General features: G+C 72.5%; 19 protein-coding genes. 8 read left to right on the top strand and 11 right to left on the bottom strand.

What is annotated here, in order from left to right; translation table 11 throughout:
• The first annotated feature begins 28 nt into the window (after positions 1-28).
• Positions 29-886 (top strand): fumarylacetoacetate hydrolase family protein, encoded by an 858-nt coding sequence (locus tag BJP65_RS08140; RefSeq protein WP_070408799.1) that lies wholly within the window; start codon positions 29-31, stop codon positions 884-886.
• Entirely contained in the window at positions 883-1,668 is a 786-nt protein-coding gene (locus tag BJP65_RS08135; protein ID WP_219811339.1) for an SDR family NAD(P)-dependent oxidoreductase, read from the top strand. The genes BJP65_RS08140 and BJP65_RS08135 overlap by 4 nt, the downstream gene beginning before the upstream one ends.
• Here BJP65_RS08135 and BJP65_RS08130 read toward each other — a convergent pair.
• The gene (locus BJP65_RS08130; protein ID WP_181015908.1) at positions 1,569-2,504 is read right to left on the bottom strand and encodes an amidohydrolase; all 936 of its coding nucleotides are present in this window, start codon (positions 2,502-2,504) and stop codon (positions 1,569-1,571) included. The two genes, BJP65_RS08135 and BJP65_RS08130, sit on opposite strands and share 100 nt — an antisense overlap.
• A gap of 60 nt (positions 2,505-2,564) precedes the next feature.
• On the opposite strand from BJP65_RS08130, the gene BJP65_RS08125 reads away from it, so the two are divergent.
• The gene (locus BJP65_RS08125) at positions 2,565-3,248 is read left to right on the top strand and encodes a FadR/GntR family transcriptional regulator (RefSeq protein ID WP_070408797.1); all 684 of its coding nucleotides are present in this window, start codon (positions 2,565-2,567) and stop codon (positions 3,246-3,248) included.
• A gap of 99 nt (positions 3,249-3,347) precedes the next feature.
• Here the strand turns inward: BJP65_RS08125 and BJP65_RS08120 are convergent, their stop codons facing one another.
• The 7 genes from BJP65_RS08120 to BJP65_RS16535 form a co-directional block, all read right to left on the bottom strand.
• The gene (locus tag BJP65_RS08120) at positions 3,348-4,019 is read right to left on the bottom strand and encodes a response regulator (protein WP_070408796.1); all 672 of its coding nucleotides are present in this window, start codon (positions 4,017-4,019) and stop codon (positions 3,348-3,350) included.
• Positions 4,016-6,565, bottom strand: coding sequence for a DUF4118 domain-containing protein (locus BJP65_RS08115; RefSeq protein ID WP_070408795.1), 2,550 nt, complete (start codon positions 6,563-6,565; stop codon positions 4,016-4,018). The genes BJP65_RS08120 and BJP65_RS08115 overlap by 4 nt, the downstream gene beginning before the upstream one ends.
• 239 nt (positions 6,566-6,804) lie before the next feature.
• Positions 6,805-7,389: a potassium-transporting ATPase subunit KdpC gene (kdpC, locus tag BJP65_RS08105; RefSeq protein WP_070408793.1), complete on the bottom strand. Its 585-nt coding sequence runs from the start codon at positions 7,387-7,389 to the stop codon at positions 6,805-6,807.
• 11 nt (positions 7,390-7,400) lie between these two features.
• Positions 7,401-9,536: a potassium-transporting ATPase subunit KdpB gene (kdpB, locus tag BJP65_RS08100; RefSeq protein ID WP_070408792.1), complete on the bottom strand. Its 2,136-nt coding sequence runs from the start codon at positions 9,534-9,536 to the stop codon at positions 7,401-7,403.
• Positions 9,536-11,209 (bottom strand): potassium-transporting ATPase subunit KdpA, encoded by a 1,674-nt coding sequence (gene kdpA, locus BJP65_RS08095; protein WP_258027435.1) that lies wholly within the window; start codon positions 11,207-11,209, stop codon positions 9,536-9,538. The genes kdpB and kdpA overlap by 1 nt, the downstream gene beginning before the upstream one ends.
• Positions 11,210-11,222: 13 nt before the next feature.
• Complete coding sequence (gene kdpF, locus BJP65_RS16540; protein WP_181016022.1) at positions 11,223-11,309, bottom strand: K(+)-transporting ATPase subunit F; 87 nt, start codon at positions 11,307-11,309, stop codon at positions 11,223-11,225.
• The gene (locus tag BJP65_RS16535) at positions 11,309-11,473 is read right to left on the bottom strand and encodes a hypothetical protein (protein ID WP_156459319.1); all 165 of its coding nucleotides are present in this window, start codon (positions 11,471-11,473) and stop codon (positions 11,309-11,311) included. Before BJP65_RS16535 ends, kdpF begins: the two co-directional genes overlap by 1 nt.
• Positions 11,474-11,739: 266 nt before the next feature.
• On the opposite strand from BJP65_RS16535, the gene arfB reads away from it, so the two are divergent.
• On the top strand, positions 11,740-12,177 hold the full coding sequence (arfB, locus tag BJP65_RS08085) for an alternative ribosome rescue aminoacyl-tRNA hydrolase ArfB (protein ID WP_055935366.1): 438 nt from the start codon (positions 11,740-11,742) through the stop codon (positions 12,175-12,177).
• A gap of 33 nt (positions 12,178-12,210) precedes the next feature.
• Here arfB and BJP65_RS08080 read toward each other — a convergent pair whose 3' ends face one another.
• The 3 genes from BJP65_RS08080 to BJP65_RS08070 form a co-directional block, all read right to left on the bottom strand.
• Positions 12,211-12,579 carry a PLD nuclease N-terminal domain-containing protein gene (locus BJP65_RS08080; RefSeq protein WP_070408789.1) on the bottom strand — a complete coding sequence of 123 codons (369 nt, stop codon included), beginning with the start codon at positions 12,577-12,579 and terminating at the stop codon, positions 12,211-12,213.
• A gap of 198 nt (positions 12,580-12,777) precedes the next feature.
• Positions 12,778-14,820, bottom strand: coding sequence for an APC family permease (locus BJP65_RS08075; RefSeq protein ID WP_156784942.1), 2,043 nt, complete (start codon positions 14,818-14,820; stop codon positions 12,778-12,780).
• A gap of 166 nt (positions 14,821-14,986) precedes the next feature.
• The gene (locus BJP65_RS08070) at positions 14,987-15,841 is read right to left on the bottom strand and encodes a serine hydrolase (protein ID WP_070408787.1); all 855 of its coding nucleotides are present in this window, start codon (positions 15,839-15,841) and stop codon (positions 14,987-14,989) included.
• 79 nt (positions 15,842-15,920) lie between these two features.
• Here BJP65_RS08070 and BJP65_RS08065 point away from each other — a divergent pair, with 79 nt between their 5' ends.
• From BJP65_RS08065 to BJP65_RS08050, 4 genes are all read left to right on the top strand, one after another.
• Positions 15,921-17,009: a VanZ family protein gene (locus tag BJP65_RS08065; RefSeq protein WP_070408786.1), complete on the top strand. Its 1,089-nt coding sequence runs from the start codon at positions 15,921-15,923 to the stop codon at positions 17,007-17,009.
• Between the two features lie 121 nt (positions 17,010-17,130).
• A complete protein-coding gene (locus BJP65_RS08060; RefSeq protein ID WP_070408785.1) occupies positions 17,131-18,384 on the top strand; it encodes a wax ester/triacylglycerol synthase domain-containing protein in 1,254 nt (417 codons plus the stop codon).
• 108 nt (positions 18,385-18,492) lie between these two features.
• Positions 18,493-19,095, top strand: a complete 603-nt coding sequence (locus BJP65_RS08055) for a hypothetical protein (protein ID WP_070408784.1) — start codon at positions 18,493-18,495, stop codon at positions 19,093-19,095.
• 65 nt (positions 19,096-19,160) lie between these two features.
• The gene (locus BJP65_RS08050) at positions 19,161-19,910 is read left to right on the top strand and encodes a YcnI family protein (RefSeq protein WP_070408783.1); all 750 of its coding nucleotides are present in this window, start codon (positions 19,161-19,163) and stop codon (positions 19,908-19,910) included.
• Position 19,911: the final 1 nt, after the last annotated feature.

Genomic DNA, 19,911 nt, shown 5'->3' with positions numbered 1-19,911 from the left:
GTGTCGCCGGCCGAGACGAGGAGGACGCATGAGATTCGCACGCATCGGCGAGCGGGGGCACGAGGTGCCCGTGGTCGTGGTCGACGGTCGGTACCGGGACCTGCGTTCCCTGACGCTCGACATCGACGCCGCCTTCTGGGAGTCCGACCCCGTCGACCTCGTATCGCGCGCGCTGGCCGAGGGGACTCTTCCCGAGCTCGCCGTCGGCGCCGACGCGCGGATCGGCGCCCCCATCGCGCGACCGGGTGCGGTCGTCTGCGTCGGGATGAACTACGCCGCGCACGCCGCGGAGTCCGGCTCGCTGCCGCCCGAGCAGCCGGTCATCTTCCTCAAGCTCCCCAACACCGTCACCGGACCGAACGACGAGGTCGTGCTGCCGCGGGACGGCGTCAAGACCGACTGGGAGGTCGAACTCGGCATCGTGATCGGGCAAGAGACGTCCTACCTCGACTCGCCCGACGAGGCCGCCGCGCACATCGCGGGATTCGTGCTCGTCAACGACCTCTCCGAGCGCGCCTTCCAGCTGGAGGTGTCGGGCGGGCAGTGGTCGAAGGGCAAGTGCGCCCCCGGGTTCACCCCGACCGGACCGTGGGTCGTCACCCCCGACGAGCTCGATGCGGGAAGCCTCCGGCTCCGCAGCTTCGTCAACGGCGCACCGCGGCAGGACTCGAACACGGCCGACATGATCTTCTCGGTGGCGCACATCGTGTGGCACCTCTCGCAGTTCATGACGCTGGAGCCGGGTGACCTCGTGCTCACGGGCACCCCCGAGGGCGTCGCCCTGTCGGGACGCTTCCCCTACCTGCAGCCCGGCGACGAGGTCGAGATCTCGATCGACGGCCTCGGCGCCCAGCGTCAGCGCTTCGCGGCGTGGAGCCGGTCGTGAGCGCCGTGGCCCGCGGGCAGCTCGACGGTCTGCGCGCCATCGTCACCGGGGGCGCCTCGGGGATCGGCGCCGCCATCGCCGAACTGCTCGCCGCCTCGGGGGCGTCGGTGGCGATCATCGACCGCGACGTGCCCGCCGAGTGCGGAGACGCCGCGGCGGACATCGCCGCCTACCGGGCCGACGTGTCGGACCGCGCCAGCGTCGAGGCCGCCGTCGCCGCGATCGAAGCGCGGTGGGGAGGCATCGACATCGTCGTCAACAACGCCGCCATCGGCGCCCAGGGCGACGTCGCCGCCAACGACGACGAGGAATGGGCGCGGGTGCTGTCGATCAACGTCACGGGCGTCGCCCGGGTCACGGCCGCGGCCCTTCCGGCGCTCCGCCGTTCCCCGGCCGCGGCCGTGTGCAATGTCGCCTCGATCGCGGCGGGCGCCGGTCTTCCCCAGCGCGCGCTCTACAGCGCGTCGAAGGGCGCCGTCGCCGCCCTCACGCGGGCGATGGCGGCCGACCACATCCGCGAGGGGATCCGGGTGAACGCGGTGTCGCCCGGCACCGCCGACACTCCCTGGGTGCGCCGTCTGCTCGAGTCCGCCGCAGACCCGGTGCGCGAGCGCGCAGCCCTCGAGGCGCGGCAGCCGCACGGTCGCCTGGTCTCGGCCGACGAGGTCGCCGGCGCGGTGCTCTATCTGGTCAGTCCGCTGTCCGCCTCGACCACGGGCGTGGTCCTCGACGTCGACGGCGGTGTCTCGGGGCTCCGGCTGCGTCCGGTCGACCCGAAGTAGAACCCCTCGCCGTTCGCCGCGAGGACGGCATCCCTCCCCGCGGGTCCGAGGCGGTCGAGCGCCCAGGCGTCGACCGCCTCGAGCCACCGGCCCGGGTGCTGCCGTTCGGACACGGGCCAATCGCCGCCGTAGAGCAGGCGCTCTGGGCCGAAGGCCTCGAGGGCCACGTCGAGGAACGGTTCGATCTGCGCGGAACTCCACGCACCGCGCGCCTCCGCCGGGAGTCCCGAGAGCTTGACGTGCACCGACGGTCTGCGCGCCAGGTCGACGAGGTCGCGATGCCAGTCGGATGCACGCGGGTCGACCGGTCGCGACGCGCTGCCCACGGCGGGCTTGCCGAGGTGATCGAGCACGATGGCCAGCCCCGGCACGGCGTCGGCCAGCGCGGCGACGTCGGCAAGCTGGGCGGGCCGGACGCAGGCGTCGAAGCGCAGGCCGCTCTCCGCGAGCAGGCGGGCGCCCGCGACGACGTCGCGACGCCGCGCGAAGCCCGGGGCCTCGTCCTGCAGCGAGCGCCGGACGCCCACGACGAGGGGGGTGGCGGCGAGGCGGTCGAGGTCGTCGGCCACCCGCTCGCCGTGCTCGAGCGGGGAGTACGCGACGATGCCCCGGATCCCGCACTCCTCGGCGAGGGCCGTGACCCACGCGACCTCGTCGAATGCCTGACGCGGATCGCATTCGGCCTGCACGAAGACGGATGCCGTGGGTGCCGACGTGCCCGCCCAGGCCGCCCGGTACTCCTCGGGCCCGAACCGACGATCGAGATCCCCGTCGAGCCAGGGGTACGAGAGGTGGGCGGGATCCCACAGGTGCAGGTGCGTGTCGAGGAGGGGCACGCAGCGATCGTACGCTCGCGCCGAGCCGGTCATCGGATGTCTGCGGCCTATCATGGCGACATGTCTTTGACCGACGACGCGATCGACCAGATCAAGGCCATGATCGTCAGCGGCGAGCTCCGACCCGGCGACCGCCTGCCGCCCGAGAAGGACCTGGCCGAGCGTCTCGGGCTGTCCCGCAACTCGCTCCGCGAGGCGGTGAAGGCGCTCGAGGTCATCCGGGTGGTCGATGTGCGGCGTGGCGACGGCACGTACGTCACGAGTCTCGAACCGGCGCTGCTGCTGGAGGCGATCTCGTTCGGACTGGACCTGCACAACGATCGCTCGGTGCTCGAGCTGTTCGCGGTGCGCCGCATCCTCGAGTCGCACGCCGCCGGGCTGGCGGCCCAACGGGTGGATGCCGACCAGATCGCCGCCCTCGAGGCCGAGGTCGACGCGGTGGGAACCGCCACCTCGCTCGACGACCTCGTCGACCACGACGTGCGCCTGCATCGCCTCATCGCGGCGTGCTCGGGAAACCGGTACCTGGCGGGTCTCATCGAGTCGCTGTCGGCGCACACCGTACGCGCGCGGGTCTGGCGCGGTCTGACGCAGGACGGGGCCGTGGAGCGGACGCTCGTGGAGCACCGGGCCCTCGTCGAGGCCCTCGCGGCGCATGACGTCGAGCGGGCGTCGGTGCTCGCGAGCGCCCACGTGTCGGGCGTGGAGGAGTGGCTGCGGCGTGCGGCGGTGGGGGAGGCCTGAGCGACGCCACGGCGGCACGGCTCCTGCACCCTCGCGCTCTCGGCGCCGGTGGGACGGGTGCGCGCGGATCCTGCCGGCGCCGTGCGCGGCGCACCGGCCTCACAGCACCAGCCGGTACCCCATCCCCTGCTCCGTCAGCAGGTGCACGGGCGCCGAGGGATCGGCCTCGAGCTTCTTGCGCAGCTGCGACATGTACAGCCGCAGGTAGCCGCTGTCGGCGACCTGTTCGCTGGCCCAGATCTCTTTCAGCAGCGTCTGCCGGGTGACGAGCGAGCCTGGGTTGCGGACGAGGAACTCCAGCATGCGCCACTCGGTCGGAGTCAGGTGCACGCGGGTGCCGTCGCGCAGCACGGCCTTCGCGGCCAGGTCGACCTCGACCGCGCCGAAGCGCACGATCGCCTCGCCCGAGGCCGGCGTGACCCGCCGGGCGTGCACCCGCAGCCGGGCGAGCAGCTCGTCGATCTGGAACGGTTTGGTCACGTAGTCGTCGGCGCCGGCGTCGAGCGCATCGACCTTGTCGGCCGAACCGGTGCGGCCCGACACGACGATGATCGGCACGCTCGTCCAGCCGCGCAGCGCCTGGATCACCTGCACGCCGTCGAGGTGCGGCATCCCGAGGTCGAGCAGCACGATGTCGGGATGCGATTGCGCGGCGAGCGTGATGGCCGCGGCGCCGTCGGCCGCGGCGACGACGTCGTACCCGTGGGCGGCGAGGGTGATGCGCAGGGCGCGCACCAACTGCGGGTCGTCGTCGGCGATGAGCACCTTCACGGCGTCCTCCTTCGGATGGCGGATGCCACCGCCACCGCGCTCTGGTCGGCACCGGCCGCGTCGCCGCCCTCGACGGGGAGGGCGATCACCATCGTGAGTCCGCCGCCGGGGGTGTCTTCGGGGGTGAGGGTGCCGCCCATGCCTTCGGCGAAGCCGCGCGAGAGGGCGAGACCGAGGCCGAGCCCCGCGGTGTTGTCGGTGTCGCCGAGGCGCTGGAAGGGCGCGAACATGTCGTCGCGCCGTTCGGCCGCGATGCCCGGTCCGTGATCGATCACGCGGATCTCGGCCGTGCCGCTGAGGCGGCTCGTGGCGATGCGCACCCGCGTGCCCGCGGGCGAGTAGCGATCGGCGTTGGCGAGCACGTTCACGAGCACGCGCTGCAGCAGCACGCCGTCGGCGCGCAGGGCCGGCAGGTCGGGGTCGAGCGCGAGCTCCACCTCGTCGGGACCGAGGCCGAGCTCGTCGAGGGCGGCGATCACGACGTCGGCGGCGTCGACGGGGGCGAGCGAGACCGCGAGCACCCCGGCCTGCACGCGGCTCACGTCGAGCAGGTCGGTCACCAGCAGCGACAGCGTCGCCAGGCTCTCGTCGGCGGTCTCGATCAGCTCGCGGCGGTCGCTGTCGGAGAGGTGGTCGCCGGCGGCGCGAAGCCCCCCGAGGGCCGCGACGGCCGACGCCAGGGGTCGGCGGAGGTCGTGGCTGACGGCCGAGAGCAGAGCCGTGCGCACCTGGTCGGTCTCGGCGAGGGCACCGGCTTCGGCGGCGGTCTCGGCCAGGTCGGTGCGTTCGAGGGCGGCGGCCAGCTGCGCGACGACCACATCGAGCAGTCGGCGCTCGCTCGCGTCGAGATCGCGGCCGTGCAGCTCGAGCATCGCCCGGTCGGCACCCACCGGCACGGTGGTCGACCGACCGTCGCGCACCGGCTCGCCGTCGGTGGCGATGACCTGACCGTCGGCGGTGATCAGGCGCACGCCCGCGAGACCGAACGCCTCGCGCGCGCGGCTGATCAGGGCGGGAACCGCGCTCTCACCCCGCAGCACGCTGCCGGCGACCGTGGCGAGAAGCTCCGCCTCGGCCGAGGCGCGGCGGGCGGCGCGGGCGCGGCGGGCGGCCTGATCGACGACGATGCTCACCAGCATCGCGATGATCACGTAGAGCACGAGGGCGATCGCGTGCACGGGATCGCTGATGGTGACGGTGTAGAGCGGCGCGATGAAGAGGAAGTCGAGGGTCACGCCCGACAGCACCGCGGCGAACACCGCCGGCCAGATGCCGCCGATCAGCGCCACGATCACCACGAGCAGCTGGTACGCCAGCACGTCGGTGGTGATCGAGTCGTCGGAACCGGTCGACAGCAGAAGGAGCGAGATGAGGGGGCCGCCCACGAGCGCGGTGACGAACCCCAGGATGCGACGCTTCGCGCTCAGCGCGGGCCCGGTCAGGCGGGGGAGGGCGAACCGCCCGCCGGCGCGCGCGTGGTTGACGATGTGCACATCGATGTCGCCGGAGGCGCGGATGACGGTGGCGCCGATGCCGGGACCGGTGAGGGCCGCGCCCAGCCGTCCGCGGCGGCTGACGCCGATCACGAGCTGCGAGGCATTGACCGACCGCGCGAAGTCGACGAGGGCGGTGGCGACGTCGTCGCCGACGACCTGGTGGTACGAGCCGCCGAGCTGCTCGACGAGGGCCCGCTGTGCGTCGAGGGCGCCGGGCGTGCTCGCCCGCAGGCCGTCCTGCGTCGACACGTGCACGGCGAGCAGCTCGCCTCCGGCCGAGCGGGCGGCGATCCGCGCGCCGCGCCGCAGCAGGGTCTCGCCCTCGGGGCCGCCGGTGAGGGCCACGACCACGCGCTCGCGCGCCTGCCACGACCCCTCGATGCCCTGCTCGACGCGGTAGCGCTGCAGGGCCGAGTCCACCTCGTCGGCGAGCCACAGCAGGGCCAGTTCGCGGAGCGCCGTGAGATTGCCCAGACGGAAGTAGTTCGACAGGGCGGCGTCGATGCGCTCGGCGGGGTACACCGACCCCGCCGACAGGCGGTCGCGCAGGGACTGCGGCGCCAGGTCGACGACCTCGATCTGGTCGGCGGCGCGCACCACGGCATCCGGGACCGTCTCGCGCTGCACGACCCCGGTGATCTTCTCGACCACGCCGTTGAGCGAGGCGATGTGCTGCACGTTCAGCGTGGTGATGACGTCGATCCCGGCCGACAGCAGCGCGTCGACGTCGAGCCAGCGCTTGTCGTGGCGCGAGCCCGGGGCGTTGGTGTGCGCGAGCTCGTCGACCAAGGCCAGCGCGGGGCGCCGGTCGAGGACGGCATCCAGGTCCATCTCGTCGAGCGCCACCCCGCGGTGCTCGACGGCGCGGCGGGGCAGCATCTCGAGGCCCTCGGCCTGCGCGGCGGTGGCGGCGCGGCCGTGCGTCTCGACGATCGCGATGACGACGTCGCGGCCCTCGGCGGCGAGCCGACGCCCCTCTTCGAGCATCTCGTAGGTCTTGCCGACGCCGGGCGCGGCCCCGAGCAGCACGCGCAGATGCCCGCGCCTCACGAGGCGCTCCCGTGGCGTCGGTCGCTCGAGATGCCCGACCCCGTGGTCGGGACCGCCCGGTCGCGCGGCGCCGATACCCCGTCGAGTGTCCACGGCACGCCGCGTCCGCGCGCGGCCAGCGGCGTGTTCCGGACACTCGACCGGGGTTGCCCCGACGGGCGACGCACGCGAACCCGCCGTCGCGCACGGAGCGCGACGGCGGGGACCACGACGAGAGCCATGTCAGCGATTCTCGTCGCTCATCGGGCGTCGAGCGCGCGATTGAGCTCGACGACGTTGACGCGCGGGTCGCCGAGGTATTCGAGATCGCGGGGCAGGGTGTGCTCCGCGACGAGGGTCGACACCTCCGATGCCGGGATGCCACGGGCCTCGGCGACCCGCTCCACCTGGCGCTGCGCGTTCGCGACCGAGATGTCGGGGTCCAGTCCCGAGCCCGAGGCGGTCACCGCGTCGGCGGGGATCGTGCCGGCACCGTTCAGGTCGTCGAACGCCGCCTGGTGGTCCTGGATCGAGGCGATGAGGTCGCTGTTCTCCGGCCCGAGGTTCGACCCCGTCGAGGCCGCGGAATCGTAGTCCGCGGCCGAGGGACGCGACTGGAAGTACTGCGGCAGGGCGGTGCCGTCGGAATCCTGGAACGACTGGCCGACCAGCTGCGAGCCGTGGACGGTCCCGTCGGCCGAGCGGATGAGCGACCCGTTCGCCGCGAACGGCAGGGCGACCTGGCCGATCGCGGTGATGAGCAGCATGTAGCCGACGCCGAGGACGGCGGTGAAGACGAGCATCGCGCGGACGGCGACGCCGGTGGTCCGCAGGGTGGTGCGCATGACGGGGCCTTTCAGAAACCGGGGAGCAGGCTCACGACGAGGTCGATGAGCTTGATGCCGACGAAGGGGACGAGGACGCCGCCGAGCCCGTACACGAGCAGGTTGCGGCTGAGGATGCTCGAGGCGCTGGCCGCGCGGTATTTCACTCCGCGCAGCGCCAGGGGGATGAGCACGATGATGACCACGGCGTTGAAGATGATCGCGCTGAGCACGGCCGAGGCCGGCGACGACAGCTGCATGACGTTCAGCACCGCGAGGCCCGGGAACACGCCCATGAACATCGCCGGGATGATCGCGAAGTACTTCGCGATGTCGTTGGCGAGCGAGAACGTCGTCAGCGCGCCGCGCGTGATGAGCAGCTGCTTGCCGATGCGCACGATGTCGATGAGCTTGGTCGGGTCGCTGTCGAGGTCGACCATGTTGCCGGCCTCCTTCGCGGCCGAAGTGCCCGTGTTCATCGCGACGCCCACGTCGGCCTGAGCCAGCGCCGGGGCGTCGTTCGTGCCGTCGCCGGTCATCGCGACGAGGTTGCCCCCCTGCTGCTCGCGCTGGATGAGCGCGAGCTTGTCTTCGGGCGTGGCCTCGGCGAGGAAGTCGTCGACCCCGGCCTCGGCGGCGATCGCCTTGGCGGTGAGGGGGTTGTCGCCCGTGATCATCACGGTGCGGATGCCCATGGCCCGCAGCTCGCCGAACCGCTCGCGCAGCCCGTCCTTGACGACGTCCTTGAGGTGGATGACGCCGAGCACGCGGCCGACGCCCGACGAGAGCGTCGCGACGACCAGCGGCGTTCCGCCCGACTGCGAGATGGCGTCGGTCTCGCTCTGCAGCTTCGCGCGCAACGCCTCGGCGACGGGGGCTCCGGATGCCGCGAGCCAGGCCGCGACGGCGGACGCGGCGCCCTTGCGCACCTGCGTGCCGTCGACCAGGTCGAGGCCGCTCATGCGGGTCTGCGCCGTGAAGGGCACGGGTTCCGCACCCCGGGGCAGGTCGGCGACGATCCCCTGGGCTGCCGCCAGCTCGACGACCGACACGCCCTCGGGCGTGGGGTCGGCCTGCGACGACAGCGAGGCGTACTCCGCGAGCTCCGGCCCGCCGACGCCCGTCAGGGCGACGAACGCCGACGCGCGACGGTTGCCGTAGGTGATGGTGCCGGTCTTGTCGAGCAGCAGGGTGGTGACGTCGCCCGCGGCCTCGACGGCGCGGCCCGACATGGCGAGCACGTTGCGCTGCACCAGGCGGTCCATGCCCGCGATGCCGATGGCGCTCAGCAGGGCGCCGATGGTCGTGGGGATGAGGCAGACCAGCAGCGCGACGAGCACCGGGATCGAGACGGGGGATGCCGCGTACGAGGCGATGGGGTTCAGCACCAGCACGACGATCACGAACACGATCGACAGGCTCGCGAGCAGGATGTTCAGCGCGATCTCGTTGGGGGTGCGCTGACGCGAAGCGCCCTCGACGAGCGCGATCATGCGGTCGACGAACGTCTCACCGGGCTTCGAGGTGATCTTCACGACGATGCGGTCGCTGAGCACGCGGGTGCCGCCGGTGACGGCGCTGCGGTCGCCGCCCGACTCGCGCACGACCGGGGCGGATTCGCCGGTGATCGCCGACTCGTCGACCGTGGCGATGCCGTGCACGATGTCGCCGTCGCCGGGGATGAGCTCGCCCGTCTCGACGAGCACGACGTCGCCGAGGCGCAGGTCGCCCGAGGGGACGTCTTCGGTCGCGGCGGCGGATGCCGAGGGGTCTTCGGCGGAGTACGAGACGACGCGGCGGGCCGAGGTGGTCGTGCGGGTCTTGCGCAGCGTCGCCGCCTGCGCCTTGCCGCGGCCCTCGGCGACCGACTCGGCGATGTTCGCGAAGAACACGGTGAGCCAGAGCCAGACGGCGATGCCCCAGGTGAAACCGGCGGGGAGCGTGGTGTCGCCGCCTCCGAGGAACGGCTCGGCGAGAGCGATGAGCGTGGTCAGAGCCGCGCCCACCCAGACGAGGAACATCACGGGGTTGCGCCACTGCGCCGCGGGGTTGAGCTTCTTGGCCGCCCCCGGAAGGGCGGCGACGACCTGGGCGGCGCTGAACGCACGCCGCGGGGTGGGCTGCTCGGGATCGGCGGCGGGGGCCGGAGCGTGGGTGAGGGTGGACATCAGCGGGCAAGTCCTTCGGCGAGGGGTCCGAGAGTGAGGACCGGGAAGTAGGTGAGCGCCGTGACGATCACGGCGACGCCGGCGAGCAGACCCGCGAACTGCGGGCGATGCGTCGGCAGGGTTCCGGCGGTGGCGGGCACGGCATCCTGTGCCGCGAGGGCACCGGCCAGCGCCAGCACGAACACGATCGGCAGGAAGCGTCCGAGCAGCATCGCCACACCGAGCGCGGTGTTGAACCACGGGGTGTTGGCGGTGAGGCCGGCGAAGGCCGAGCCGTTGTTGTTCGCCGCCGAGGTGAAGGCGTAGAGCACTTCGCTCAGACCGTGCACGCCCGGGTTGAGGATCGAGGTCGACTCCACGTCGTCCCGGATGCCGGGAACCCCGAAGCTCAGCGCGGTCCCGGCCAGCACCAGGGTGGGCGTGACGAGGATGTACAGGCTCGCGAGCTTGATCTCGCGCGGCCCGATCTTCTTGCCCAGGTACTCGGGGGTGCGGCCGATCAGCAGCCCGCCGACGAACACCGCGATCACGGCGAGGATCAGCATTCCGTAGAGCCCCGAGCCGACGCCGCCGGGGGCGACCTCGCCGAGCATCATGTTGATCATCGGCATCATGCCGCCGAGGGCGGTGTTGCTGTCGTGCATCGAGTTGACCGCGCCGGTCGAGGTCAGCGTGCTCGTCGACGAGAAGAGCGTCGAACCGAAGATGCCGAAGCGCACCTCCTTGCCCTCGAGCGAGCCGCCCGCGAGCTGGGGAGCGGTGCCGGCGCCGGCGAGCTCGGCCCACGTCATCAGGGCGGTGGAGGCCACGAAGATCGCCCCCATCACGCCCAGGATCGTGTATCCCTGACGGTTGTCGCCGACGATGCGCCCGAAGGCGCGGGGCAGCGAGAACGGGATCACCAGCATGAGGAAGATCTCGAACAGGTTCGTCCACGGCGTCGGGTTCTCGAACGGGTGGGCGGAGTTGGTGTTGAAGAACCCGCCGCCGTTGGTGCCGAGGAGCTTGATCGCCTCCTGCGAGGCCACCGGCCCACCCGGGATCGACTGGGCGGCTCCCGTGAGGGTCGTGGCATCGGTGAAGCCGTTGAGGTTCTGGATGACGCCGCCCGCGAGCAGCACGACGGCCGCGACGATCGAGAACGGCAGCAGCAGGCGGTACGTGCCGCGCACCAGGTCGACCCAGAAGTTGCCGATCACGCCGCTGCGGCGATACGCGAACCCGCGCACCAGGGCGACGGCGACGGCGATGCCCACGGCGGCGCTCACGAAGTTCTGCACGGTCAACGCCGCGAACTGCACGGTGTAGCCGAGCGTCGTCTCGCCCGAGTAGGACTGCCAGTTGGTGTTCGCGACGAACGACGCCGCGGTGTTGAACGACAGTGCCTCGCCCGGTGCCTCGAGACCCAGCGAGAAGGGCAGCACGGTCTGCAACCGCATGATCGCGTAGACGAGGACGACGCCCACGAACGAGAACAGCAGCACCGAGCGCAGGTAGGCCTGCCAGGTCTGCGCGCTGCGGGGGTCCACGCCGATCAGGCGGTAGGTGCCCCGCTCGACGGCGAGGTCGCGCGCGCCGGTGTAGATGCGGGCGATGTAGTCGCCGAGGGGGCGGTACGCCAGTCCCAGGGCGACGATGAGGGTGAGGCTGGTCAACACGATGGACCAGATCATTCCGGCGTCCATGTCAGAACTTCTCGGGGCGGACGAGGGCGACCACGAGGTAGACGACGGCGGCGACCGCGAGCACGGCGGCGAGGATCGTGAAGAACATCACGGCCGGTCCCCGCTGTTCTCGCGGGCTGTCGGGGCAGACGGCGGGGTGGGGCGAGGAGACGAGGCGCGGACCTCGGGGCCCAGCTTCTCGACCCCCTTCGCGACGAGGGCGACCAGCGCGAAGATCGCGACGGTCGCGGCGAGGAAGACGGCATCGAGCACGACGACTCCAGGATCGAGAACAGAACCGCGGGCGGACCGCGGGCGCCGCGGGGCGGCACGTGTTCCGATACAACCGGCGGGGGGTTCGGCATCCGGGCGTCCTCACGGTTTCCCTACGGGTCCGCGGCGGACGCATACGGCGCGCTTACGCGGGGGGCTGCACGACTCCGGCAGAACGGGGTGTCGGGGCTCGCGGCCGCGCGGTGGGGTGGGTAGCGCAGGAGTCGTGCGCGCGCAGCGCAGCAGCCCGGGCGCATGATGGAGTCATGCTCGCGTCCGACGGTCCCGGTGTCGCGGTCACGGCGACGCTCGTGATCCCCGCGTCCGAGCTGTCGTGGCGGTTCTCGCGCTCGTCGGGCCCCGGCGGGCAGGGAGTGAACACCGCCGACTCGCGGGTGGAGGTGATGTGGGATGCCGCGGCCTCGACCGCCCTGTCGCGCGCGCAGCGCGAGCGGGTCCTGGACCGCCTGGGGAACCGCCTCGTCGACGGCGTACTGACCATCGCGGCGTCGGAGCACCGCGCGCAGGCGCGCAACCGCGACGCCGCGCGCGACCGGCTCGCCGCGATCCTCGCCGAGGCGGTGCGGCCGCCCGCCCCTCCCCGCCGCGCGACGAAGCCGACGCGGGGCTCGAAGGAGCGCCGCCTGCAGGCCAAGCAGCGCCGCACCGACGTGAAGCGGATGCGCCGGCGGCCGACCGACTGACGTCGGAGGGCCGACCCGGCCCGCTCCGCCGCGTCAGCCGGCGGCGCCCGCGGAGCCGCCCTCGGCGCGGCGGCGGCGCACCTGCTCCTCGAGGTCGGCGAGGTGCATCTCGCGCTCGAGGTCGGCGATCTGCTGCTCGGTGGTGCGGGAGGCGCTCGGTGCGGCCGGGGCGGGCGTGTCCTTCTGCCAGCGGCGCGGGTCGCCGAACGACATCGGTGCGGAGCGCGCCTCGTACTCGCGACCGAGCGCGAACCACAGGATCGAGCCGATCAGCGGCAGCAGCACGATGAAGAAGATCCACGCGAACTTCGGCAGGTGTTTCACCTGGTCGTCGCGCCGGGTGATGACGTCGATCAGGGCGATCACCAGGACGGCGACGGTCAGCAGGGCGAGTACTGGCATGGCATCCACCCTGTCGCAGAGTCGCGGCCGCGTCCACTGACGGGTCGCGCGGGCCGAACTCCTGACTTTTCGGCTGCGCGCGCGGTGCCGAGCGGTCGGAGACGGCCCAACCCCGCAGTTCTCAGGAGTTTGGCCCGCGCCCGCGCCCGCCCGAAACGCCGACGCCCCCACCACGAGGGCGGGGGCGTCGGACGGGACTCAGGATGCCGAGGGGGGCGGCGCCTTGCGCGAACGCGGCGTCGGGGTGTTGTCCACCGGCTGGCCGCCGCGCTGCTGGCCCGGCAGGGGGCGGGAGCGGCGACCGTAGATGACCTCCGACGAGTCGAGCAGCCACGGCACGAGGGTGATCGAGACGCCGTGCACGAGCATGAGCTGGTGCGCCAGGCGGCGCGAGCGCCGATTGTGCAGGATCGACTCCCACCAGTGCCCCACGATGTACTGCGGCAGGTAGACGGTGACGATGGCCGAGCCGTTCTTCTCGCGGTACTTCTTGATGAACGTCGACACCGGCGAGGTGTACGTGCGGTACGGCGAGTCGATGATCACGAGGGGGATGGGCACCTCGTGCTCGGCCCAGTCGCGCTGCAGCCTCGCCGACTCCTCTTCGGTGATCGCGACGTGCACGGCGAGGGTCTTGTCGTGGTTGGCGGCGAGGGCGTAGTCGATCGCCTTCGACGTGGGCTTCTGCAGGCGGTTCACCAGCACGATCGCCACGTCGCCCGACGAGCCGAAGTGCACCGTGTCGTCCATCTGGATCTCGTGCTCGACGTCGCGGTAGTACCGGTTCACGCCGATCATCAGCACGGCGAGGATCGGGATGGCGATGAACACCAGCCACGCGCCGTGCGTGAACTTCGTGACCGTGACGATCAGCAGCACGAGCACCGTCATCGCGGCGCCGACGGAGTTGATCCACAGGCCCGAGATCGCGGAGCGGCGCTCGATGGCCGCGGACTGCTGCTTCGCCGCCTCGGCGGGCAGGAGCTTGAACTCGCGCAGAGCGCGCCGCCAGTGCCGCACCATTCCGATCTGCCCGAGCGAGAACGACACGAACACGCCGATGATGTAGAGCTGGATCAGCGTGGTGAGGTTGGCCTGGTAGACGATCAGCACGCCGATGGCGACGATGCCGAGGATGATCATGCCGTTCGAGTACACCAGGCGGTCGCCGCGGGTGTTGAGCGCCTTCGGGGCGTAGCCGTCGCGGGCCAGGACCGCGCCCAGCAGCGGGAAGCCGTTGAAGGCGGTGTTGGCGGCCAGCAGCAGCACGCACGCGGTGGCGGCCTGGATGATGAAGAACGGGATGCTGCCCATGCCGAAGGTCGCCGCGGCCACCTGCGCCATGAGGCTCGGCTGCGGGTTGTTGGCGCAGTCGAAGCCGATGAGGTGGCAGGGGTTCTCGGCGTAGTGCACGCCCGAGATCAGCGCCAGAGCGGTCAGACCCGCGAAGAGCACGATGGCCATGCCGCCCATGAGGCTCAGCGTCGTCTGCGCGTTGCGGATCTTGGGCTTGCGGAACGCGGGGACGCCGTTCGACACCGCCTCCACCCCGGTCAGCGCCGAGCAGCCGCTCGAGAAGGCGCGCAGCACGAGCAGGATGAGCGCCGCCTGGGTGAGCGACTCGGCCTGCACGGCGTAGTTGGCGCTCGAGGCCTCGGGAGCGTCGCCGAGGAACGTGCGGGCGAGGCCCACGACGATCATCACGCCGACCGACCCGATGAACAGGTAGGTGGGGATCGCGAAGACGCTCGATGCCTCGCGCACGCCGCGGAGGTTCACGATCACGATGAGGATCACGAAGCCGACGGCGATCTCGACGCGGAACGGGTTGAGTTCCGGCAGCGCCGAGATGATGTTGTCGACCCCGGATGCCACCGACACGGCCACCGTGAGCACGTAGTCCACGAGCAGGGCCGCGGCCACGACCACGCCGGGCACTTCGCCCAGGTTCTTGCTGGCGACCTCGTAGTCGCCACCGCCCGAGGGGTAGGCCTTGATGAGCTGCCGGTAGCTCAGCACCACCACGATGAGGAGCACCACGACGGCGACCGCGACCCACGGGCTGAGGGTCAGCAGGGCCGTTCCGCCGATGAGCAGGATCATCAAGAGCTCCTGCGGGGCGTACGCCACCGAGGAGAGCGCGTCGGAGGCGAAGATAGGCAGCGCCATCTTCTTGGGCAGGAGCTGGTCGTCGAGTTTTTCCGACGTCAAAGGCTCGCCGATAAGGATGCGCTTGGCCATCGGCGTCTCGACGCCGGGCTCGCGACTTTCTTCAGTCACGGCGCGTGACACTACGCGCACTGGACGGGCGGCGCAATCCGACGCGCACGTCGTTCATCGCATGGCAGCCAGACCGTGATCAACGCGACAACCCGATGCCGGGTCGGCTCGAGGCGCGAACCGCGGGTCAGGCCGGGGCGGCCGCCTCGGCGATGAACGCCGCGACCGCGTCGGCGCCGGCGTGGTCGTCGGCGCTGATCGTCACGACGGCGTCGCCGGCGAAGACGATCATCTGCCCGTACGCCCCGTGCAGCCGCCACGCGGCGCCGGGTCCGTCCCACCCGGCCAGGGCGTACCGGCGGTACCCGTCGCCCTGGCTGCCGGTGTCGATCCAGGCCGAGTGAAGGGCATCCACCGTCTCGGCCGGGACGAGTCGTTCGCCCTGCCAGACGCCGCGGTCGCGCAGCAGCAGGCCGAGGCGCGCCATCTCGTCGGTGCGCAGGGCGAGGCCCTCGCCGGCGAGGATGCGCCCGTTGGGACAGCGCTTCCAGGCGAGGTCGGCGAGGCCGAGCGGGGCGAACAGCCGGGGGCGCAGGTACTCCTCGACGTCGCCCGTGCGGTGGGCCAGCACGTGCATCGCGGTGTACGTGCTGGCGTTCGAGTACTGGAACACGCGGCCGCGCGACGGGCGCGAGAGGAACTCGGCGGCGAGGTCGGGCCAGTCGGTCATCATCGTCGGCGACCACGGCAGGTCGATGCCGCTCGACATCGACAGCAGGTGGCGCACGGTCACGTCCGGCGCGGCGGTGGGGACGATGCCCGCGACGGGCTCGTCGAGATCGAGCAGCCCGTCGGCGGCGGCGATCCCCGCCGCGAGCACGCACACGGCCTTCGCGACCGAGTGGATCTCTTCGCGCCCGTCGGGCGTCCAGCGGTGCTCGGCGACGTCGTCGCCCACGCGCACGTGCAGCCCGTGGGCGACGAAGCCGGTGTCGCCGATGTGGCGCACGAGCGCCGCGCGCAGGTCGTGGGCCGGGGTCATCCCCCCAGGCTACGGGCGGGCCGTGTCAACCCGCGGGGTCGTCGGGCGGCGACGCCGCGCTGGTCCCTAGGATCGCGGGGTGAACGACATCGTGGGCTCGGGGCTGCTCGCCGTCATCGCGGGCGGGGTGGTCGCCGTGCTCGCCCTCGTGCCGTTCGTCGCCGTGAGCTACCGGCGCCGCGGGGGTCTGACGCTCTGGCGCACGCTGCTCTGGGCGGGGGCGGCGGTGTACTTCTGGGCGATCTGGACGTACACGCTCATTCCTCTGCCCGACGACGACCTCTATCGCTGCGCGGGAGTCAACCTGCGGCCGTTCGAGTTCGTCGACGACATCCGCGCCGCCGTCGCCGTGTCGGGGCGCTACCTGACCGATCCGACGGTGCTGCAGGTGGCGTTGAACGTGCTGCTCTTCCTGCCGCTGGGCTTCTTCCTGCGGGTGCTCGGGGGCCGCGGCATCCTGGTCGCCGGTCTCGTGGGACTCGCGACCTCGGCACTCATCGAGACGACGCAGCTGACGGGCGTGTGGGGCCTCTTCCCGTGCGCGTACCGCGTGTTCGACGTCGACGACCTCATCATGAACACCTCGGGGGCCCTGCTCGGCTCGCTGGTCGCCTTCGCGGTGCCCGCGGCGCATCGAGGGGTGGCGAAGAGCCCGGATGCCGAGGTGCCCCGCCCCGTGACCCGCCGCCGCCGTCTGCTGGGACTGGTCTGCGACGTCGTGGGCATCTCGCTCGTCGGCGTCGCGGTGTCGGTGCTCGTGCAGGCGGTCACGGTGCTGCTGCTCGGCGAGTCGGCCACCCTCGCGACCGACGAGGCGGCCTCGTGGGCCGGGACGGTGGCGGGCGCGGCGCTCTGGCTGGGGGTCGTGCTGGTGACCGGCCGGTCGATCGGCGACCTCGCGACGCGCGTGCGGTTCACCAACGGCATCCTGCCGGTCTGGGTCGCCCGTCCGCTGCGATTCCTCACCGGGGCGGGCGCCTACGCGGTGCTCGCGGCGCTGCCGGCGCCGTGGTCGATCGCGGCGTTCCTGCTGGCGCTGGTGACCGGCGCACTGCTCGTGGTCTGGCGCGACGGCCGCGGCCTCACCGGCTGGATCGGTCGCCGGCGCCTGGTCGACGATCGCGCCGGGGTGGTAAGCCCGTCGGTCGACACGAGCGCATCCGGGTGACCCGGCTCGGTCTGTGCGGCGTCGACGACGGCGTGCGCGTGCACCGAGTTTTGCCCCCTCGGTGGGACACGAGTGAGGCCGCGCCGACCGACGCCGCGGACCGCCCGCTACCGTAGGCCGCATGGGGGAGCCGCTGTCGGCCGCGGATGCACGCATCCTGGCGCTGGAGTCCGAGGTCGTGCGCGGGCATGCGCTGAAGCTGCTCGTGCTCGAGCCCGGCGAGGCCCTCGATCTCGAGGCGGTGCGCGCGAGCGTCGCCGAACGCCTGTCGGCCTTCCCGCGCGGGCTCCAGGTGGTCGTCGACGACGGCGACGGACCGGCGTGGATCGAGGCGACCGACGTCGATGTCGCGCAGCACGTGCGCCGTCACGCGGCCGACGACCCCGCGGCGCTGCGCGCGGTCGTGGGCCGGCTCATGTCGGAGCCCCTCGACCGCTCGCGCCCGTTGTGGAGCGTCGACCTCGTCGGCCCCCTCGCCGATGGTCGAGAGGCGGTGGCGGTGCGCCTGCACCACGCCCTCGCCGACGGGCTCACTGCCGTGCGCTTCCTCGAGGCGGTGATCTTCGAGCCGCACGACGCCCCGGCGCACGAGGTCGGCCTGCGCGATCCCGACGCCCGCCCGACGCGGTGGAGCGAATGGGAACGGATGCCGATGACCCTGGCCCGCGAGCTCGCTCACCCCGGCTCGCACTCCCCGTTCGACCGCCCGATCAGCGCGCGTCGCGCCCTCGCCTTCGTCGACGTGCCGCTCGCCGAGGCACGCGCAGTCGGCGCTTCGCGCGCCGACCACGCCACGATCAACGACGTGCTGCTCACGGTCATCGCGGGGGCCCTGCGACGCCGCCTCGTGCACCACGGGCACGTGCCGCGGCTCAACGCCCAGGTTCCCGTGAGCCTGCACGAACGCGGCGAGGACGCCGCGGCATCCGGCAATCGCGACTCGTTCGTCGACGTCGGCCTGCATCTCGACGAGCCCGACGACCTGCGCCGGCTCGACCTGCTCAGCGCCCAGACCCGCGCCCGCAAGCACGCCCACGATGCGCGCGCCCTCGACGAGCTGTTCCATGCGCTCGCCGCGGCCGGGTCGGCCGGCGCGCTGCTGCGCGGTCTCGCCGACGATCCGCGCGAGTTCGCTCTCGCCATCTCGAACGTGCCCGGGCCGCGCGTGGCGGTGTCGGTCGCCGGCCGCCGGGTGGGCCACGTGTACACGTCGTCGGAACCGGGGCCGAGGCACGCCCTGCGCGTCGCCGCGATCTCGAACGACCGCTGGCTCGGAGTGGGGTTCTGCGTCGACCCCGAGGCCGTGCCCGACGTCGAGCTGCTGGCCGAGGCCGCGCACGACACGTGGGACGCCCTGCGCGCGGGCACGCGGTGAGCGGCGCGCGCTGAGACGGTCGCGTATCGCTCGGCGTCGGCGCCGCTGAGCGCGCGGGGCGGCACCCGCCCGGTCGCGGGGCACTTAGGCTTTTCGAGAAGGAGGCGCATGTCGTCGAGAGCGGGGCGGGCCCAGCGCGCAGGACGCGGAGTCGCTGCGGCGACCCTGGCGACCTTCGTCGCGACCGTCTCGCACGCCTCCGTCGCCGCCGAGCTGCCGTCGCTGATGAACATCGCGGTGGCGCTGTGCCTGGCCGCGCCCGTGTGCGTGCTCCTGGCCGGCCGCTCCCTGTCGTGGCGGCGGCTCTCGCTCGCCGTCGTGCTCAGCCAGGCGGTGTTCCACGGACTGCTCGCCCTCGACCTGCGCGGGGGCGGCTCCGCCGTACCGGTGGGGCACCACGGCGCGGTGACCTCTTTCCTCGATGCCGCGGCCTCCGGCTCGCTTCCCCCCGACCACAGCGGGCACTCGCCGTGGATGTGGGTCGCCCACGCGTGCGCCGCGGCGCTCACGATCTTCGCTCTGGGAACGGGTGAGCGCGCGCTGCGCGCCATCGCCGGCTTCCTGCTCGCGACCTTCCGCGCCCTGCGGCCGGTCGCGTCGCCTCCGGTGGCGGTGAGCGTTCCCGCCCCGGCGGCCGAGCCGCCGCTTCGCGCGACGGGTATCGCCGTGCTGTCGGTGATGAGGCATCGGGGTCCGCCGCTCGCGGCGTGACCTCGACCCCTCATCCTTTCGCGCGACGCGACACCGTCGCGCGCGCACCGTCAGAAAGCAGCACCATGTCCCGTACCCCCTTCCTTCGTCGTGCCCTCGTCGGCCTCGCCGCCGGCGCGGCCCTCGCGATCGCGGTCCCCCTCGCGGCATCCGCGCACGTCACCGTCAACCCCGACACCGCCACCCCGGGCAGCTACGCCACGGTCAACTTCCGCGTTCCCACCGAGTCCGAGACGGCGTCCACCGTCAAGCTCGAGGTCACCCTGCCCACCGACACACCGCTGAGCGCCGTGCTCGTGCAGCCCGTCCCGGGCTGGACGGCCACGGTCGAGAAGGGCGCCCTGCCCGCGCCCGTCGAGGTCGACGGCAACACTCTCACCGACGCCGCGCTGAAGATCGTGTGGCAGGCCGACCCCGGCGTCGGCATCGGCCAGGACCAGTTCCAGGTCTTCTCGGCCGTGCTGGGACCCGTGCCCGACACCGGTCACGTGGTGCTGCCCGCCGCGCAGACCTACTCGGACGGATCGGTCGTCGACTGGGCGGCGACGCCCGACGAGGTCGCCGCCGACGACACGCTCGAGCCGGCTCCGGTGCTCTACATCAACGACACCCCTCCCACGGGCGCGCACAGCCACGGCACGGCGTCCGCCGCGCCGTCGCACGAGCACGACGCCGGTGAGGCCGCGTCGGCCTCGGGCTCGGCATCCGACTCGTCGGGGGTCGCTCTCGGACTCAGCATCGCCGCGCTGATCGTCGCCGCCGCCGGAGCGGTGCTCGGCGCCCTCGCCCTGTCGCGTCGCCCGAAGCGCAGCTGAC

Origin of the sequence: Microbacterium sp. BH-3-3-3, assembly GCF_001792815.1 — a bacterium.
GTDB lineage: Bacteria > Actinomycetota > Actinomycetes > Actinomycetales > Microbacteriaceae > Microbacterium.
This window is presented reverse-complemented; position numbering and strand designations above follow the sequence as displayed.

Excerpts from the sequence above, each read along its gene's own strand:
- BJP65_RS08140 (WP_070408799.1), top strand. The coding sequence starts at position 29 with ATGAGATTCGCACGCATCGGCGAGCGGGGGCACGAGGTGCCCGTGGTC.
- BJP65_RS08125 (WP_070408797.1), top strand. The coding sequence starts at position 2,565 with ATGTCTTTGACCGACGACGCGATCGACCAGATCAAGGCCATGATCGTC.
- kdpC (WP_070408793.1), bottom strand. The coding sequence starts at position 7,389 with ATGCGCACCACCCTGCGGACCACCGGCGTCGCCGTCCGCGCGATGCTC.
- kdpB (WP_070408792.1), bottom strand. The coding sequence starts at position 9,536 with ATGTCCACCCTCACCCACGCTCCGGCCCCCGCCGCCGATCCCGAGCAG.
- kdpA (WP_258027435.1), bottom strand. The coding sequence starts at position 11,209 with ATGATCTGGTCCATCGTGTTGACCAGCCTCACCCTCATCGTCGCCCTG.
- kdpF (WP_181016022.1), bottom strand. The coding sequence starts at position 11,309 with ATGTTCTTCACGATCCTCGCCGCCGTGCTCGCGGTCGCCGCCGTCGTC.
- arfB (WP_055935366.1), top strand. The coding sequence starts at position 11,740 with ATGCTCGCGTCCGACGGTCCCGGTGTCGCGGTCACGGCGACGCTCGTG.
- BJP65_RS08080 (WP_070408789.1), bottom strand. The coding sequence starts at position 12,579 with ATGCCAGTACTCGCCCTGCTGACCGTCGCCGTCCTGGTGATCGCCCTG.
- BJP65_RS08075 (WP_156784942.1), bottom strand. The coding sequence starts at position 14,820 with ATGGCCAAGCGCATCCTTATCGGCGAGCCTTTGACGTCGGAAAAACTC.
- BJP65_RS08070 (WP_070408787.1), bottom strand. The coding sequence starts at position 15,841 with ATGACCCCGGCCCACGACCTGCGCGCGGCGCTCGTGCGCCACATCGGC.
- BJP65_RS08060 (WP_070408785.1), top strand. The coding sequence starts at position 17,131 with ATGGGGGAGCCGCTGTCGGCCGCGGATGCACGCATCCTGGCGCTGGAG.
- BJP65_RS08055 (WP_070408784.1), top strand. The coding sequence starts at position 18,493 with ATGTCGTCGAGAGCGGGGCGGGCCCAGCGCGCAGGACGCGGAGTCGCT.
- BJP65_RS08050 (WP_070408783.1), top strand. The coding sequence starts at position 19,161 with ATGTCCCGTACCCCCTTCCTTCGTCGTGCCCTCGTCGGCCTCGCCGCC.